This window comes from Streptomyces phaeochromogenes, from assembly GCF_001418655.1.
Lineage (GTDB): Bacteria > Actinomycetota > Actinomycetes > Streptomycetales > Streptomycetaceae > Streptomyces > Streptomyces phaeochromogenes.
Genome location: NZ_LIQZ01000466.1, coordinates 1 through 15,873 on the forward strand (window position 1 = coordinate 1; position 15,873 = coordinate 15,873).

At 70.9% G+C, this 15,873-nt stretch carries 15 protein-coding genes; 3 read left to right on the forward strand and 12 right to left on the reverse strand.

The features are described 5' to 3' along the window. The 9 genes from AOK17_RS42970 to AOK17_RS43010 form a co-directional block, all read right to left on the reverse strand. On the reverse strand, positions 1–549 hold a 549-nt coding region (locus AOK17_RS42970; protein WP_055618090.1), incomplete at its 3' end, for a hypothetical protein. Beyond that, a complete protein-coding gene (locus AOK17_RS42975; protein WP_055618081.1) occupies positions 546–2,231 on the reverse strand; it encodes a class I adenylate-forming enzyme family protein in 1,686 nt (561 codons plus the stop codon). The genes AOK17_RS42975 and AOK17_RS42970, both read right to left, overlap by 4 nt. Further along, positions 2,218–3,162, reverse strand: a complete 945-nt coding sequence (locus AOK17_RS42980) for a beta-ketoacyl-[acyl-carrier-protein] synthase family protein (RefSeq protein WP_055618082.1) — start codon at positions 3,160–3,162, stop codon at positions 2,218–2,220. Before AOK17_RS42980 ends, AOK17_RS42975 begins: the two co-directional genes overlap by 14 nt. Next, positions 3,159–4,580, reverse strand: a complete 1,422-nt coding sequence (locus AOK17_RS52955; RefSeq protein WP_245697730.1) for a beta-ketoacyl-[acyl-carrier-protein] synthase family protein — start codon at positions 4,578–4,580, stop codon at positions 3,159–3,161. The genes AOK17_RS42980 and AOK17_RS52955 overlap by 4 nt, the downstream gene beginning before the upstream one ends. Continuing rightward, entirely contained in the window at positions 4,570–4,890 is a 321-nt protein-coding gene (locus AOK17_RS42990; RefSeq protein ID WP_055618083.1) for an acyl carrier protein, read from the reverse strand. Before AOK17_RS42990 ends, AOK17_RS52955 begins: the two co-directional genes overlap by 11 nt. Next, entirely contained in the window at positions 4,887–5,162 is a 276-nt protein-coding gene (locus tag AOK17_RS42995) for an acyl carrier protein (protein ID WP_189843965.1), read from the reverse strand. Before AOK17_RS42995 ends, AOK17_RS42990 begins: the two co-directional genes overlap by 4 nt. Positions 5,163–5,267: 105 nt before the next feature. Beyond that, complete coding sequence (locus AOK17_RS43000) at positions 5,268–6,632, reverse strand: AMP-binding protein (RefSeq protein WP_055618093.1); 1,365 nt, start codon at positions 6,630–6,632, stop codon at positions 5,268–5,270. A gap of 101 nt (positions 6,633–6,733) precedes the next feature. After that, entirely contained in the window at positions 6,734–7,987 is a 1,254-nt protein-coding gene (locus AOK17_RS43005) for a 3-dehydroquinate synthase II family protein (protein ID WP_055618084.1), read from the reverse strand. Beyond that, entirely contained in the window at positions 7,984–8,811 is an 828-nt protein-coding gene (locus AOK17_RS43010) for a 2-amino-3,7-dideoxy-D-threo-hept-6-ulosonate synthase (protein WP_079053610.1), read from the reverse strand. The genes AOK17_RS43005 and AOK17_RS43010 overlap by 4 nt, the downstream gene beginning before the upstream one ends. A gap of 547 nt (positions 8,812–9,358) precedes the next feature. Between AOK17_RS43010 and AOK17_RS43015 the strand changes: the two genes are divergently transcribed. Beyond that, positions 9,359–10,744, forward strand: coding sequence for an MFS transporter (locus AOK17_RS43015; RefSeq protein WP_055618085.1), 1,386 nt, complete (start codon positions 9,359–9,361; stop codon positions 10,742–10,744). A gap of 102 nt (positions 10,745–10,846) precedes the next feature. On the opposite strand, the gene AOK17_RS43020 is transcribed toward AOK17_RS43015, so the two are convergent. Further along, positions 10,847–12,238 (reverse strand): S41 family peptidase, encoded by a 1,392-nt coding sequence (locus AOK17_RS43020; RefSeq protein ID WP_055618095.1) that lies wholly within the window; start codon positions 12,236–12,238, stop codon positions 10,847–10,849. Between the two features lie 284 nt (positions 12,239–12,522). Between AOK17_RS43020 and AOK17_RS43025 the strand changes: the two genes are divergently transcribed. Continuing rightward, the gene (locus AOK17_RS43025) at positions 12,523–14,172 is read left to right on the forward strand and encodes a PH domain-containing protein (protein ID WP_055618086.1); all 1,650 of its coding nucleotides are present in this window, start codon (positions 12,523–12,525) and stop codon (positions 14,170–14,172) included. Here the strand turns inward: AOK17_RS43025 and AOK17_RS43030 are convergent. Beyond that, the gene (locus AOK17_RS43030) at positions 14,120–14,458 is read right to left on the reverse strand and encodes a MerR family transcriptional regulator (RefSeq protein ID WP_055618087.1); all 339 of its coding nucleotides are present in this window, start codon (positions 14,456–14,458) and stop codon (positions 14,120–14,122) included. The genes AOK17_RS43025 and AOK17_RS43030 overlap by 53 nt on opposite strands. 513 nt (positions 14,459–14,971) lie before the next feature. Here AOK17_RS43030 and AOK17_RS43035 point away from each other — a divergent pair. Continuing rightward, positions 14,972–15,367: a hypothetical protein gene (locus AOK17_RS43035; RefSeq protein ID WP_055618088.1), complete on the forward strand. Its 396-nt coding sequence runs from the start codon at positions 14,972–14,974 to the stop codon at positions 15,365–15,367. 169 nt (positions 15,368–15,536) lie between these two features. Here the strand turns inward: AOK17_RS43035 and AOK17_RS43040 are convergent, their stop codons facing one another. Beyond that, positions 15,537–15,860: an SCO5918 family protein gene (locus AOK17_RS43040; protein ID WP_055618089.1), complete on the reverse strand. Its 324-nt coding sequence runs from the start codon at positions 15,858–15,860 to the stop codon at positions 15,537–15,539. Positions 15,861–15,873 lie beyond the last annotated feature (13 nt).

Here is a 15,873-nt window from a genome sequence, read left to right on the forward strand (position 1 = left end):
AGCGAGGGGAGTGGCGACCCGCATCAGCAGGCGGCACGCCTTGTCGCCGTCGCGCAGACAGGTCTCGGCCCGGTTCTCCGTGAGGGTCACGCCCAGCCCCTCGGACCAGCCCGCGTGGATGTCGGTGCACGGGCACCGGTAGCCCTCCAGCGAACCGGCCATCCGGACCATGGTGATGGCGAAGTTCCGCCGCAGCGTGAGCACGATCAGGCCTTCGCCTCCCCCTCCTCCCTCTCCCTGGTCCTCGACCTCGGTGGAGGCGTTGCGCAGCTCCCGGGGGAACATTCGGTCGCCGCACTCGTCGTAGCGGCGGCGCAGCTCCTCCAGGTCCTTGCCGTTGTCACCGCTGTCGGGCAGCGGACCTGACCGGCGGCCGACGCGCTGCCCGACGTGGACGGCGACCTTGCGCAGCGCCTCGGCGTTGATCTCGTTCGCGGCCTGCTGCCCGAACCGGCCCGCCACCCCCTGGTACCAGTGGGCGTCGTGCTGCCACCACAGCCGGTACGCCTCCACCGTCTGCGCGCGCTGGTTGACCTCGTCGGCACTCACACTTGCCCCCTGGCGGCGAACCGGTCGCGCATCACGCGTTTGAGGACCTTGCCGGTGGCGCCCTTGGCCACGTCGTCGGGCTTCATGCGCAGGGCGCGGGTGACCGGGGGGAATCCGGCGCGTACGAGAACGGTGTTGACCCGAGTGGTCCACGCCTCCTCGTCGCTTCCCTTGTCGTTCTCCTCGTCCGCGAGTTGGAGCAGTGCGTACGCCTCGGCCTCGCCGTCGCCGTCCCAGTCGGCCCGTACGCCCTCGGGGGCGACCCCGACGACCGTGCAGTCGGCCAGCTCGGGCAGTTCCCGCAGCAGGAGTTCCTCGGTGCGGGTGCTGAAGAGGATCCCGTCGCGGGTGCGGACGGCGTCCGGGGCCCGGTCCAGGTGGTAGAAGTTGCCCTCGTCGTCCTGCTGGGCGAGGTCCCCGGTGAGCCAGTAGCCGCCCAGCCGCATCCGGTTCCAGGTCAGCGAGTCGTTCCAGTAACCGGGTGTGAGAGTGGGCGACTTGAGGCCGAGGCGCCCGATCCGCCCGGGTGGCAGCGGGGTGCCGTCCTCGGCGAGCACGGCGGCCTCGGCGAAGCTGATGGGCTTGCCGACACAGCGCGAGTAGGCCGAGGTGTCCTTGGTGTGCCGGTTGTGGAATACGGAGTAGCCGGCCTCCGAGGAGCCGAGCCCGTCCACGAAGACGGACCCCTCGACCCGTACGCGCCGCAGGTCCTTGCCCATCGTCTGGTGGCTGCCGTGCTGGACGAGGGCCCGGATGTGCGCCTCGTGGGCCGCGTCCCCCGTGTTGAACCACACCTGCACGCTCGACAGATCACGGTCCGCCAGCGTCTCGGCGGCCATCTCGCCGAAGGTCCCGGCGAAGGCCAGCACGGTGGTGGGCCCGAACTCCTCGATGGCGTCCAGCACTTGGGCGCCGCGCTGGCTGGAGAGCAGCTTGATGTCCGTGCGCAGCAGCAGGCAGTACAGCAGCGTCGCCACCATGGCGTTGTGCGCACCCGGCAGCCCCACCAGCGTGCGGGCCATGTCGGTACCGGTGGAGTAGCGGAGCCGGTGCACCTGCGCGTACATCAGCGTCCGGTGCGTGTGCGGAACTCCCTTGGGCATACCGGTGGTTCCGGAGGAGTGCGAGATGAGCACCGGATCGGTGGGGTCGTGCCGGTACGGACAGGAGGACGGGAGCAACTCGCGGTGCTCCGGGCGGATGTCGGAGGCGGTGACGCAGAAGCCGAGCCCTTCCCCCGCCTCTGCCCCCTCCGCCGCCGACAGCACGTCATGGTGCTCGCGGTCCGTGAAGGCGCCGACCGCGCCCTGCCGTCGTACGTACTCCCGGGCGGTCTCCGGGGGCAGATTGCCGTTGACGAACGACGGGACGGCGCCGAGGGCCGTCAGCGCCAGGAAGTTCACCGCGAACTCGGTGCTGGAGTAGGAGTGCACGGCGACCGGGTCGCGGGGCCGCACACCCCGGGCGGCGTACCAGCCCGCGTACGTCTCGACCGCCTCGTTCAGCTGCCCGAGCGTCAGCACCTCCGGTCGGCTGCCGTCCGGCGCCTGCCAGCCGCCGTCCGTCCACAGCACGGGTTCGTCGAGCGGTCTGCCGTACGCGGTCAGGCGCTCCAGTACGTTGCCGGCGCCGAGTTCGGTGTCGGAGCAGATCCGCGCCCGCTCCTGTCTACTGATGAGCATGGGTCTCCGTCTCGTTCCTTGCGTCGGTCTTCGCTTCGGTGTCGGCGGTGAGGAGGAACGCGGGCGCGCGTGAGCCGGTCACCAGGAGGTGGCTCCCGCCCTCCTGCAGCAGTCGCTGGTGGGCGGCGGCCAGGTCGAAGAGGCTCTGGATGTCGCCGGGCGGTCGGGTCGCCCCGGCCGCGTCGGCGCCGACGGGGATGTCGGTGTCGTACGCCTCGGCCGACCGGATCGAGACCGGTGTCCCGTTGCCGGGACGGCCGAGCAGGACCGCCGCCGCGAGACCGGCGTCCGCGGGAAGGGCCGGGGCCGGATGACCATGACCGTCGGCCAGTTCCTCGTACACGGCGGCCAGCCGCTCGCTGCCACCCAGCTCCACGCCCACCGCCAGGACCCGGTCCACCTCCGGGTCCTCCAGGAGGAGGTCGGCCATGGAGAGCAGTTCGGTCAGCGGGTCGTCGAGGGTGGAGAGGCTGAACATCTGCCCGGTGATCCCGAACTCCCGGCTCAGATAGCCGAGTACGGAGTTGGGGGTGGCCTGCATGAACAGCAGCGGGTTGTGGACCCGCCCGGAGACCATGCGCCGGCTGGCCAGATCCGCGGTGGTGGTGTCACCGGCCGTACTCGCCAGTGCGACCGCGGTACGCGACCCTCCCCCACTCTCGGCTTCTCCCCCAGCCTCCGGCCGGGAGGTGCCCCCATCGGGCCGTTCGGCGAGGCACTGCCGGGCGGCCTCGTACGCGAGCGGGCTGAAGGCCGACTCCACGAAGCCGGGGAGCCTCGGCAGCGGGATGTCGCCGTCCCGCCCGGTGCCGTGGGTGGCGGTGGCGGTGGTGAGGACGCCGAGGGACGAACGCAGCACGGTCTTGTGGCTGTTCTCGGCGGCGGTCGTGGTGTTCGTGTTCCTGGTCGTCGTGTTCTCGGTCGGGGTCACGGCCGCTCCAGGACGAGTGCGGTGTTGGCGCCTCCGAAGGCGGCGTTGACGGTGAGGGCCCGGCGGGGGTCGGTCCGGCGCGGCTCGTTCGGCACGTAGTCGAGGTCGCACTCCGGGTCGGGGGCGGTGAACCCGGCGGTCGGCGGCAGTACGCCGTCCGTCAGGGCCAGCATCGTGATCACGAACTCCACGACGCCCGCCGCCTCCAGGAGATGGCCGGTGGTGCTCTTGGTGGAGCTGACCGGTATCGACTCGGCCCGCTTCGGAAAGGCGGCCCGCAGCCCGCGGGTCTCGGCGCCGTCGTTGTACTTGGTGCCGGTGCCATGGGCGTTGACGTAGTCGAGGGCGTCCCCGTCCGGGTCGCCGGCGAGCCGCATCGCCTGCCGGGCGGCGCGGGCGAGTCCGACACCTTCCGGGTGCGGCTGGGCGATGTGGTGGGCGTCCGAGGCCGCGCCCCAGCCCACCACGCCCGCCAGCGGCCGGGCCCCGCGGCGCCGGGCATGCTCGGCGGACTCCAGCACGACGACCGCCACACCGTCGCCGAGCAGCAGTCCAGTGCGGTCGGCACTGAACGGCCGCACCATCCCGTCACGCGACAGCGCCCGCCCGGAGTCGAACTTCCCGAACGTCTCCTCCTCCACCAGATATCCGCCCCCGCAGACGGCCACGTCGATCCGCCCGGAGGAGATCAGCCGACAGGCATGGATGATCGCGGCAGCAGAGGCGACACAGGCATTGGTGAAGGTGAGCCGGGGCCCGACCAACCCGAGCCCTCCGGCGAGCAACTCGGCGAGACGGGCGGGCACGGCATCGCCAACTCGCCGAGTATCGACGGGGCTTGCGTCTGTGACTCGCTCCGTGTCGGCCGCGGGGCTTGCGTCTGTGACTCGCTCCGTGTCGGCGGCGGGGCTTGCGTCTGTGACTCGCTCCGTGTCGGCGGCGGGACTGGCGTCAGCGACTCGCTCCCGGCCGGCGGCGGTGCCGGCATGGGCGACTCGCTCCGTGTCGGTAGAGGCCCCGCGCACCGGCTGCTTTTCAGGGGCGCGGGGAACTGCGCGCCCAGCCACGACGGACCCGCACCTTCCATCCGACCCGCCGCCCCGCCAATACCGAGTCACACTCGTGTGATCCCCGGCCACACCGAGCAACACGGCGGCCTCCGCACCGGCACGCAGCCCGGCCATATCGAGGGCCTCCACCCCGCACCGCGCGAGCGCATAACGCAGGGCCCAGCCCTCAACACCCTCGGGCCCGTCCGGCGCGGCCCCCGCCATCGCCGTACGGTAAGGCCCGGTATCGAACCGGGTAGTGGCGGCGAACGAAGGAACCCCCGCGAACACCCCCCGCCGCAAGGCATCGGCCCCCATGCCGAACGCGGTACGCACACCGAACCCGGTGACGGTCACCTCACCGCTCATCGGGACCACCCCCGTCCAGGCGACCCGCCTGAGCGCCGCACAGATACTCGGTGAGCCGCCGCAGCGAGGTGAACCCGGCGATGTCCTCGTAGGTGGGCTCCACGACCAGCCCGAACCGCTCCTCCACCACATGCAGCAGCCACACCAACCCCAGGGAATCCAGGATCAGTTCGGTGTCGTCACCGAGCTCGGCGGGCACGCCGGGGAAGATCTTGCGGTCCGCCAGCAGCTCGCGGACGGTGTCGGTGGTGAGGGGGGAGACCACGGGTTCCCCCTCGCGTGCGTCGCTCGCCGTGGCCCCCGCGCTCATGCCTTCGCACCGCGTCGGACGATCTCGGCGACGAGGGAGCCGAGGGTCAGCGAGGCCAGGGGCTCGATGTCGGTGTCCGGTATCTCCACACCGAACCGCGTCTCCAGCCGCAACGTGAGCTCGATCAGACTCAACGAGTCCAGATCCAGCCCACCCACGGTCACCGGACTCTCGTCCGTGATGCCGTCACGGCTCATCAGGATGTTCATCTCGTCGATGACGGTGCCGAGCACGAACTCACGGATCTCGTCTTCCAGGACAGACGTACTCATGATCAAAATCTCCAGTGAGGGGTAGAGCGCCCCAAAGGGGCGCGGGGAACCGCGCGACAAGCCACAACGGGCCGGCAGCCGACAAACGACCGTCCATACCCCGCCTCACCCAGCGGAGCGTTCACGCAACATCGCAGGCCGGCGCACCAACTTCCCGTTGGAAGTACGCGGCAACGCATCCAACAGCCGGACCACCCGGGGCAACTTGTAGTCGGCCAACCGCTCCCGAGACCACCGCAGCAACTCCTCGGAGGAAGTGGCGGCGCCCGTCACGACATACGCCTCGGTCACCCCGTCGTGAACCACGACCGCCTGCTCAACCGCGGGATGCTCCCGCAACACGTTCTCGACCTCGGTGAGATCCACCTTGAGACCGCCGATCACGACGAGGGAGTCGGCCCGGCCATGCACCCGCACGGCCCCGGTGCCGTCGACCGAGGCCCGGTCCCGCGTACGCAGCCAGCCGTCCGCGTACTGCGTACCGCCGGAGTCGAAGAGGTAGGGCGACTCGTCGAGGGCGACATCGAGTTCGCCCCGCCGCACCCGTACAACCATGCCCGGCGCGGCAGGGCCGACCGACGGCCGCAGCGTGCCGCCGACGTCCATGGCGACCACACCGCTCTCGGTGGTGCCGTAGGACTCGCCGACCGGCACCCCGTACCGCTCGGTGAACCGGGCGGCGACGTCCGGCGGCATCAGTTCGCCGCCCGACACCGCGACCCGCAGGTCGGGCAGACCGGGGGGATCGACGGCGGCGGCGAGCAGTTCGTAGTGCATCGGCACCCCGAACAGGGCGGTGACCCGGTGGTCCACCGCGGTCCGCAGGAGGTCGCGGGCCGAGATCCGGGGCGCGAAGACGACGGAGACGCCGGCCGCCAGGGAGTGCAGCAGCCCGGCGACCAGGCCGAAACTGTGCGCCGTCGAACTGAGCAGCAGGACGCGGTCGCCCTCGCCCGGCATCCCGCTGATCCCGGCGAACCGGTCCACCTCGGCGGCGAGCGACCCGGCGGTCCTGCCGATCACCTTGGGCCGCCCGGTGGAGCCCGAGCTGAACTGGACCAGCCGGTGCCCGGTGGCAGCGGGCCGCCCCGTTCCCCGGCACTCGGTGACGACCTCGTACTCGGGCCGGAAGCCGAATGTCGCCTGGACGTTGGAGCCGGCCCGGACCATGAACTGCGGCCGGCAGGACGCGCAGAGCGCCGCCACCTCGGCCGGTTTGAGCCGGAAGTCGAAGAGCATCACCTGGGCGCCCAGCCGCCACAGCGCGAGCATCACCTCGACCTGGGTGAAGCTGGGCGGAGTCCGCAGCCCGACGGCGCTGCCCGGCCCGATACCGAACCCGGCGAACACGGCGGCCTGCTTGGCCACCCGCTCCCGTAACTCGCCCCGGGTGACGGTCTCCTGTTGATGTGTCAGATAAGGAAGAGCATCGTCCCGCGCGTCGAACAGCCGCCGGACGAGGGACCCCATCCCGTCGACGTCCACGGGCCCACCGGACAGGTCACCGGACGAACCACCGGACAGGCCGTCTCCCAGCGGGTCCTTCAGGGGGTCTCTCAGGCCGCCGCCCATCAGACCTCCTTGCAGAACTCGCCGATGGGCAGGCCCACATGGCGCTTGTCGGTGGCCAGATAGCCGAGCAGTTCGTCGCCGGTCCGCAGTTCGGTGACGTTGAGGACCTTCCCGCCCGGGCCGAGCACCCGTACGTGCCAGTCGTCCTGCACGGTCAGACTGACCAGCCGTCCGTCCTCGGCGTGGGTGCGGATCTCAAGCAGCGGCCGGGACTCCAGCTTGGCGCGGCCGACGACGACCCGCCGGGTACGGCCGTCGGCACCGACCCCGAGCAGGACGCTGCCGGAGCCCACCTCGCTGAGGTAGCTCGTGCGGTTGTCGGGACCGAGCGTGTACGAGTGCAGGGCACCGGCGTTGACCCGGAACGGCCTGGTCGGCATGTACGGCAGCGGGTGGGTCTCGCTGCAGCAGAGCACGAACCCGGAGGAGTACGAGCCGACGAGGATGCCCTCGTCCTCCTCGAAGTGCGAGCAGGTGTCCACGCAGACCCGGTCGCCGAGCCCGACGTGCCGGATGCTCTCCACGGTCAGTGTGGACAGCTCCAGTTGGGGGGTCGTGGCCTCCAACAGCCGGGCCAGCGCGAACACTTCGTCGGCGCTGCGAGGTGTGAAGAGGATGCCGTCCGAGCCGCGTTCGAGGACGTCGAAGACGATGGCCGCCTCCTCCAGGCCGTCGACGACGGTCACCAGCTTGCCCTCGGCGGACTCGGCCGCGGCGAGCACGATCTCCAGCGGGATCTTGGTCGGGTCGGCGAAGTGGATGACGGTGTACGGCAACGCCATGGCGCCCGCGCAGGACAGCGTCAGGGTGCGGTCGTCCCGTACGTCGATGAACCCGGCGGCGGGCGTGCCACCGGCGCCACCGCTGCCCCCGGCGGCACGATTGTCCGCGGCGAGGGCGTCCAGCTCCTCCTGGGTGCCGAACTTCCGCAGCAGGAGGTCGATTCCGGCGGCGGCTCCTGTGACGGTTCCCGTGGCGGTCCCGGCGCCGGCCGGGGAACTGCTCTTCCCAGCAGGGAGGTTGGCGTCCTTGGCACCCCCCGAACCCTTCACCTCCTTGTCCCCGGGCTTCTTCGCGGCACCCGCACCCGCGGCCCCGGTCACCAGCACCCGCGTGACCGTCGGCGGCAACGTCCCGAGCAACTCGGCGTCGGTGGCCACGACTCCGGCCATCCGGCTGTGGACGGCCGCGTCCACCACCGCCTGGAGCTGCGGACGGGGAACCTCACGGAGATCGATCCACGCGAACCTCATGCCACTCCTGCCACGATCGTCGAATAGTTAGTCATGTGCATGTCATCAGTGATGCCGTTGCCGCCGGGCACGCCATGTACGACCGCCGCGAGCCGGGACACCAGCGCGGCGGGCGAGGGGGCCGAGAAGATCCGGCGGCCGATGGCCAGCCCCCCGCAGCCGGTGGCCATCACGGCGGCCCCGTACTCGACCAGGTCGGAGCCGTCCGGCGGACCGCCGGCCGCGAGCACGGGGATCGGGCTGTTGGCCACCACCTCGGCCATCCGGTCGATCGGCAGGGCGACGGAGGTCTTCACCATGTCCGCGCCCAGGTCGGCGGCGACGTTGGCGAGATGGGCGAGGAGGGCGGGGTCGCGCGGGTCCTCGATGCGGGGGCCGCGGGGGTAGACCATCGCGATCAGCGGCATGCCCCACGCGTCGCAGGAACGGGCCACCGCCCCCAGGTCGGCGAGCTGCTGGGCCTCGGTGTCCGAGCCGATGTTCACGTGGACGCTGACCGCGTCGGCGCCGAGCCGCAGCGCCTCCTCGACGTCGCCGACCAGCACCTTGGCGTGGACGTCGGCGGAGCGGGCGGTGCTGGCACTCAGGTGCACCACCAGGGCGCAGTTCTTCAGGATGTCCGGCGGCAGGGCGCTCGCCCGCCCCTTGTGGACGATGATCCCGTCGGCCCCGCCGGCCACCAGGGCGCGCAGCAGGTCGTCCCACTTGTCGGCGGGGACGATCGGGCCGTCCGAAACGCTGTGGTCGAGCGGTACGAGCAGGTGCCGGTCGTCACCCGCGAGCGAAAGTCTTCTCAAGCGTAATAGCTTGCCAGTTTTCAGCATGGGTAATGCGCCTTCCCAGCCCGGAGGCCGCATTTAAGAAAGCCGAACCGCGACATCCTGTTGCGGTCTCCATGTCCGAAAAACGATGGTCGTAGAACTTTCAAGTTCAGTCGGCCATCAGCATTCACGCGTAATCGGCCGTTGGCAAGGCGTGATCACCGGCAAATTTTTATGCGGGTTTGGGAATGAATATTGACAGCGATTTGACAGGTATGGCGGGGTTGACGCCGCGGGAGGGTGCTGTTCGTGGGGTGTTGGGCGGCAAATGGCGAGGTGGCGGGTGTGGTGCACTCTATGCGCATTGGGGAGGTCTGCCCCCGCGCATGGCCCCATCGGACGCTTTCCTACGGATGTCACGTGTAAATGGCAGGCAATTCTCGCGCGCGTTCGGCTATTCGGACGTGTGGTTTTTCTTTCGGGCTTCCTTGTCGAAATTCAATTTCCGGGCTTAGGGTGTCAGGCGCGCTCCGGAACGTGTTACATGCGAGGCCGTCCCCCCATCTGCACCCGGACCGTACGGACCGGGCGTACCGGAAGTGACTTCCCCATGCCTGATTTACCGTCCAAGACCGCTCCCGTGACCGCCGGCCCAAGACCGGCCGCGTCCCCACCACCATCGACGGCGAAGACCGAAGCCCCGCGGGTCGCCGTAGCCAGCCTGGTCGGCACCACGATCGAGTACTACGACTTCGCGGTGTACGGCACCGCGAGCGCACTCGTCCTCGGCCCCGCCTTCTTCCCCTCGGGCAACCCCACCGTCTCCTCCCTGGCCGCGTTCCTCACGTTCGCCGCGGCCTTCCTCTCCCGCCCCCTGGGCGTCGTCCTGTTCGGCACGATCGGTGACCGGCTGGGCCGCCGAAAGGCCCTGGTCGCCTCGCTCCTGCTGATGGGCGTGGCCACGGTCGGCGTGGGACTGCTGCCCACGTACGAGAGTGCCGGACTCCTCGCCCCCGTACTGCTGGTGACGCTCCGTCTGCTCCAGGGCGTCAGCATGGGCGGCGAGTGGGGCGGCGCGGTGCTCCTCGCCGCGGAACACGCACCGCCCGGCCGCCGCGCGCTGTACGCGTCCATCCCGCAGGCCGGCCCCTCCCTCGGCTTCCTGCTCTCCACGGCCGTCATCCTGCCCACCCTGAACATCGTGGGCCGGGACGGTTTCGTCGACTGGGCCTGGCGTATCCCGTTCCTGCTCAGCACCGTGCTCGTCGTGATCGGCCTGTGGGTCCGTACGACGGTCTCGGAGTCGCCGGTGTTCAACGCGACGGCGGACCGTACGACGCGGCCGTCGGCGAAGGCGTCGGAAGTGACCTCGGAGTCGGCATCCCGCTTTCCGCTGGTCACGCTGCTCAAGCGGTACCCCGGCCGGGTGCTGCTCGGCACGGGCGCGGCGATCGGCGGCTCGGCCGTCTACTACCTGACGATCGTCTACAGCATCTCGTACGGGCCGAAGGAACTCGGCATCCCCCAGAACACGATGCTGACGGCCGCGAGTATCGGCGCGGCGGCCGGAATCGCCATCACCCTCCCCGTCGCCAGGCTGTCCGACCGGATCGGCCGGCGCCCGGTGATGCTGACCGGAGCCGTGGGCTGCGTGGTGTGGTCGGTGCCCATGTACGCCTCCCTGAGTTCGCGCGACGGGCTGGTGATCACCGGCGCGTACACGGTCGGCCTGATGTTCCTGGCCCTGATGTTCTCCCCGGTGGCGGCCTTCCTCCCGGAACTGTTCCCGGCCCGGCTGCGCTACACCGGCGCCTCAGCGGCCTTCATCCTCGCCAACACCCTCGGCGGCGGCTTCGCCCCACTCGTCGCCACCTGGCTGAACAGCCACTGGGAATCACCACTGGTCCTCGGCTTCTACACCGGCACCCTCTGCCTGCTGAGCCTCCTGTGCCTGCTGGCCCTCCCGGAGACCCGCGACCAGGAGTTCGACATCTGACGGGGCCCCGATTCACGTACCGCGAAACGGACCGGTGAGATCCAGGACGGCTCACCGGTCCGTCCCGCTCACTGGTCCGTCCCGCTCACCGGTCCTGCACGTTCACCCGTCCCGGTGGCGCAGCAGCTCCCGTGCCTTCGCCAGCGCGCTGTCGCGGCCTTGCTCGAACTCCTCCTCGGTGAAGACCGGGGTGCGGTGGTGCGGTGGGATGCCGGGCCCGTCGAAGGTGGTGCCGTCGGCCGTGCGGAACTCCTCGTTGGGCAGCGCGAAGCTCCAGCCGTTCGGCAGGGTGCGGTCCATGGTGTCGGAGAAGACGCCCTGGGTGTTCTGCCCGATCCGTACGGGCTCCGGGCTGCGTGCCATCAGCGCCTGGGTGAAGGTCTCGGCCGCGCTGACCGCCAGCGGGCCGGTGAGGACCGCGACCGGTCCGCCGAAGCGGGGCCCGTGGTGCGGCCGTACCGTGATCGGCTGCCCGGGCGTGAACCGGGTCGGGTCCCGGGGGTCGTTGCGGGCGTACTTGGTGTACGCGGTGTACGGACGGTCCGTCAGCCGGGAGATGACGCGCAGCGCCAGCGGGTCGGCGCCGCCGCCGTTCAGCCGCACATCCACGACCAGCCCGGTCAGCTTCCTCCACGGAATGCTGTCCAGGGCCGCGTCCAGCTCCGCCTCCCACTTCGTGTACGACTCCTCCTCGGTGTAACCCACGAAGCGGGTGATGCGCAGATAGCCGGTGCCCTCCGGGAGGCGGGCGAACGACAGCGCGCCGCCCGCGTACTGCCGCAGCGGCACCCCGACCGCCTTCGCGACGGCCGTGTCGATCCGGGCGAGGTCCTCGGGGCCGTGCGGCGGTGTGTCGGGGCGCAGGCCTCCGAACTCCCGGTCCTTACCGTCCGACAGCGAGGTGTGCGCGTCGTGCAGGGGCGCGATCATCTCCCGCAGGACGGCGAAGAGTTCGTCGTCGGTCGTGTCCTTTCCGACACGGGGCCGGTAGCGGTCGCGGACGGCCTGCCAGTCGATGTGCTTGGCGGCGAAGAACGGGTAGTTCTCGGCGTAGGTCTGCCAGAAGACGTCGAAGACCGCACGCGGATCGGCGGCGGGCTTCTTCGCGCACCGGTCGGGGAGCGCGGCGATCCGGTGCAGCGTACGGGCCCCCGCGCTGGAGGCGATCCGCAGCCGCGCGGTGTCATCGCCCCGCGGAGTGACGGTGACGTCGACCGCCCCGCCGAACACGGGGAAGCGGCGACTGCCGTCCGGGGCGGTGCGCCCCTGCTGCTCGCCCTTCATGGTGCCCGGCAGACAGCTGACGGCGGTGGTGTCGTACGTCGTCAGACGGCGACCGCTCACGGCGACCGCCGTGCCGTAGCCGTCCATCCGCCAGACGCCCTCCAGCGACGGTGCGGCCCTCCCGGCGGTGGCGCTCGCGGGCGTGGCGACACCGGTCAGGGTGAGCACGGCTGAAGCCGCGAGTGTGACGGTCAGGATGCGTGAGTGCATGGTCGGTTCTACCCCCTGGTCGTACGAATCGACGCTGCGCGGCCACGACGGGGGCGCGGGGGCGCGCATACGGCCGCCCCGCCCCGCCTCGTCCTTCGGTCCCGCCGCTCGGCCGTATCCAGGATGTCGGCGGGACGCGGACCGGACGATGGGGCTGGCCTGGGGACCGGCGGTGGGGCTGGCCCCAGCACACGGCGGGCGGCCCCGGTCGGCAGCGTCGTCGGCCCGAACGCTGCCGCATCCGGCACACGCGCGCGCCCGGCGGGCGGTGACAGGGTTCGGGCATGACCGATGTCCGGGAAGTGAGCTGCCGTCCGCCGGGAAAGCGCGTCCTGTTGTTCCTCGCCGCCCTCTCGGCGGCCGGCGCGGGCGCGGCTCTCGTGCGGGCGGCGTACCGGGGGCCGGACGGGTGGCTGGGCGGCGGTCTGCTTCTCGGGCTGCTGGGCCTCGCCGCCCTCCACAAGGCGACCGCCCGGGTGCGCGCCGACACGTACGGCGTGCACTCCTGGACGCTCCTTCGCCGCCGGAGCGTGCGCTGGGGCGACCTCGCCGACCTGCGCGTACGCCTGAAGTACGCGAACACTCCCCGGGTCCAGGACACCCGTGGCGTCAGCCTGTTGCTGCGCGACGGACGCAAGCTGCTCCTGCCGTTGCCGCGGAGCTGGTCCTACGACGACCCGGACTTCGACGCGAAGCTGGACGCGTTCCGTGCGCTGCACCGGCTCCACGGAACCCCGGAGTCGGACCACGTCCCCGTCGTCTCGTACCGCACCGCCGGGCGCGGCTGGGCCGGGTCACTGGCCCTGTGCCTGCTGCTGCTCGGGGGCGCGGGCCTGGCCGCCTGGTTCGTGCCGAGCGCCGCGTCGGGGGAGCGGGCGTGGCGGTCGGCCACCCCGTGCACCGCCGGGACGCCCGCCGCGGACCGCGACGAGTGCCTGACCACCCTGACCGCCGTGATCGCGCGGACCGATGCCACCTGGTCCAGGAGCAAGAGCAGTTGGCTGTACTTCGTCGACGGCCGGCCGATGGATCGGCTCGCGGTCTCGTCGGACGGCGCGAAGATGTTCGAGCCCGGCGACAGTGTCGAACTGACCGTCTGGCGCGGTGAGGTGCGGGAGGTCGTCGGCGAGCGTCACGTGTACCGCCTGCACGTCCCCGCCTCCGGCGAGTTGGCCGTCGTCGCGGCCGTGTGCCTGCTGGCCGCGGGCCACCCCGCCGCTCGGGTGCTGCTCCGTCTGCGCGGGCGCCGGCTGCCCGACGACGAGGTCCTCCCATCGGCCCTGCCGTTCGCGGGCGCCCTCGTCGGCACGGCCCTGTGGCTACTGCCGCTCGCCTACCTCCACCCCACGACCCTGCTCACCGATCCCGCGGCGATCACCTGGGCGGCCACGGGCTCGACGGCCACGCTGGCCCTCTTCGTATGGGCGTGGCGCGCCACCCGTGTCCGTACACCCGGTGAGATCGACGCGACGACCGGAGTGACGGGAGAGACAGGAGTTACGGGAGAGGCCGACGGGTTCGCCGAGAGGGAGACGGACGACGAGGAGATGGACGAGACGGAGACGGAGTACGACGTGTTCCTGGCCGCCCGTTTTCTGGAGCACACCGACTACAACCCGTACGGCTTCGGCACCCATGTCGTTCTCGGCGGCGGGCCGCTCGCGGTGACGCCCCATCCAGGCCCGGGCAGGTTCGCGGCGAAGCCGGTGCCGGTGGAGCGGCTTGTCGTCAAGGGAGTGCGGCGGGTCCGGGGCAGCGACGGCGACACCGTGCCCAGCGGCTGGCACATGGCCGAACTCGACGACGCGGGCACCCCCGTCCGTCTCGCGGCAGCTCCGGACGACCTGACCCGCATCCTCCGCGAACTGGCTTCCGGTCCACTCAGGCGGGAGTCTCGGGCGTCTCGTTCGCGGCGCGGCGGTACTCGGCGTTGATGCGCTGTGCTTCCTCTAGCTGGTCCTCGAGGATGACGATGCGGCAGGCGGCTTCGACAGGGGTCCCCTGGTCGACGAGTTCGCGGGCGCGCGCGGCGATCCGTAGCTGGTAGCGGGAGTACCGCCGGTGTCCGCCTTCGGAGCGGAGCGGAGTGATCAGCCGTGCCTCGCCGATGGCCCGGAGGAAACCCGGGGTGGTGCCGAGCATTTCTGCTGCCCGGCCCATCGTGTACGCGGGGTAGTCGTCGTCGTCCAGACGACCGCTGAGCGGAGTATCTGCTGTCATGTCACCTCGTTGACCAACGCGTCGAGGGGCCCTGGCGCCGTACGGCACCAGGGCCCCGAAGGAAATTGAACACCATCTGTCGGCTCTACTGCTGCGCCGACCTTCTGTTTCCGCAGTCCGGCCCGGGAGACGGGCGGGTATGCGGGGATCGCGAATGCGTGACCGGGGACCACCTTCCATTCCGGGGTCTTGCGGTACCCGGCCGGATGATGCCCTGGCCGGGCGATCCTGATGGCGTCTGCTCCTTCCGTTCTTTCTCGGGACCAGTGGTGAAACTGTCGTCTTCCACCCGCCAGTTCGTGTCTGCCGGGTCTCTCTGACCTTGTCTACGAGAGAAACCTTAGCCACGGCGCAGGCCAATGTCTACTCTGGCGAGAGCAGATTTCGGTTCGCTTGAGGCGTAGGTATTCTGCGGTCCGCGGTGACGACCGGTAACACCCGGTGACGTCGGGGTGCGGGCGGGCGGGGCCGGGCGGGTGAGGTCGGACGAGTCGCTGAATAGACTCGGCTTCCATGACGAACCCCGACCGGCTCCTCGTGGACATCTCCGCCCTCGTGGAGTCCGGGCAGAGCAATCAGATGTCGCTGACCGTGGTGGTCGGCGGTGCCGTCATCACCGGCCGGCTCGCTCCGGAAGCCGTGTGGAGGGGGCGGGTGTCGGAGGTCCTGAACGACTCGGACCGCCTGGGCCCGTTCTCCGCGGTCTTCGGTGCCGAGCCGACAGCGGGTGGCGGCCCCGAGGACGGCGACCGCGGCGCCCACGGCGAGCCACCCGCGTATCTGCACTTCCACCTCGCCCGGATCCTCCAGGGCAACATCGGGATTCCCGAGACGGGCGGGATGTACCGCGTCGCGATCGAGGACGTCAGCGCCTGGACCGTGGGCGACGTCAGCTACTCCGACCACTGAACCGCTGTACCCGTCCGGCCACCGAACCGCCGTACCCGCCGCGCTCCGCGGAAGGGACACGCTCCGCAAAAAACGATGAGGGCCCTGCCGACGCGCGTCGGCAGGGCCCTCATCGCTTGTTCCCGGCGTCAGCCGGGGAGTACGTCCTGGTGTCGGCTCGCGCCGGCAGTCACAGGCCCAGGGGGGCCGGGGCCGGGCTGCCGAGCAGCGCCGACGCGGTCTGGAGCGGTGTGGCGGCGACCGGGGCGGGCTCGGGCGCGGGACCGGCCTGGCAGGTGAAGCCGAGCCGGGTCATGGCCCGTACGACCTCTCCGCTGGTGAAGTCACGGCGGTCCTGCCGGGTGATGACCTCGCCGACCTGCTTGACGGGGTAGTGGCGGCGGCCGATGATCACGGACTCGCCCGTGATGGCCTCGGGCTTGACGCCCTTCATCGAGTCCAGGACCCCGCTCTTGTCGAGGTCGAACGGGAACCGGGCGATGACGCAGCGCATGATGCCTCACAGT